Origin of the sequence: Sphingomonas ginsenosidimutans (genome assembly GCF_002374835.1) — a bacterium.
GTDB lineage: Bacteria > Pseudomonadota > Alphaproteobacteria > Sphingomonadales > Sphingomonadaceae > Sphingomonas > Sphingomonas ginsenosidimutans.
On record NZ_NWVD01000051.1, the window covers coordinates 1 to 989 of the forward strand.

At 65.4% G+C, this 989-nt stretch carries 2 protein-coding genes and 1 pseudogene; all 3 read left to right on the plus strand.

Going from position 1 to position 989, the window contains the following annotated elements; translation table 11 throughout:
- A partial coding sequence (locus COA17_RS18650) for a hypothetical protein (RefSeq protein ID WP_245857953.1) occupies positions 1-399 on the plus strand: 399 nt, incomplete at its 5' end.
- Positions 396-803 (plus strand): type-F conjugative transfer system protein TrbI, encoded by a 408-nt coding sequence (locus tag COA17_RS18655; protein WP_096614364.1) that lies wholly within the window; start codon positions 396-398, stop codon positions 801-803. The genes COA17_RS18650 and COA17_RS18655, both read left to right, overlap by 4 nt.
- Positions 790-989: pseudogene (locus COA17_RS19795) on the plus strand (S26 family signal peptidase); the annotation flags it as partial. The gene COA17_RS18655 and the pseudogene COA17_RS19795, both read left to right, overlap by 14 nt.

Sequence of the window (989 nt, forward strand, 5' to 3'; positions counted from 1 at the left end):
AAACTCATGCCTCTCCACCTCGTCACCCCGTTCGACCGGACGGATGCGCCCGAAGACGAACAGCCCCTATTCCCGCCGGTGCCGACCTGGCGCTCGCGCATCGCCGATGGCTGCTACATCGTGCTGCGCGGTAGTCTGTTTCTGGGCTCGTCCTATCTGATGGCTCTGGGCCTGCCGCTGCTCTTCTTCCTGCTTCTATCGGGCGGCAATCCCGACGCCTTCTTCGCCCATGTCGCCAATCTCGGTGATCGCTTCCTGGCGGCGGATTTCACTCGGCGCGTCACATTCGTCGATCAGTGCAAGTTCGTTCTGATCGGTCTCGCCACGCTCGTCGTCGTGTGGCGCATGCCGCGCTTCATCCGTGATCTCGACCGCGAACTCTCGGGAGAAAAGCTGTGAGGAACATTCTGGCAACATCCAACCTGCGCGGGCGGCTTGCATCGATCAATCTCACCGCTGTCGTGCTCGGCGTCGGCATGATCGGGCAGGTCCTGTGGGGCGTCTGGACGACCGACAAGGTGCTCACCCTTGAGAAGCGTGAGGTCGTCACGGTCCAGCTGAGCCGGATCATGGGCGACTTCATCGAAGCCGAAGCACGATCTGGTCGTCCTCCGGAAGAAACCAGGCTGCGCGTGCAGGCCTACCTCAAGGCCGTGGAAGCCTCGGTGCAGCAGCTGGGCCGCGAAGGCCGCACGGTTCTCGTTGCCGAAGCCGTGGTGGCCGGGAGCACGCCGGACCTGACGCAATCTGTGCGCGCCGATGTTATGCGCCGGATGGGAGCCATCCCCGATGCTGCCCGCTGATCGCCTGATCCGCTCTGCGTCCGCGCGCCGTCTCGTGCTTTGGGGCGGGCTTGGCGCCGGGGCGCTGGCACTCTCCTCGCTCGCCGCCTTCGCTCAGGGCCACGCGCTCATGATCAACGTGAGCCCCAGCCTGCCCTACTGGGCCCTCTGGGTGACGCGCGGGGCGGCCGTGCACCGCGGGGATAT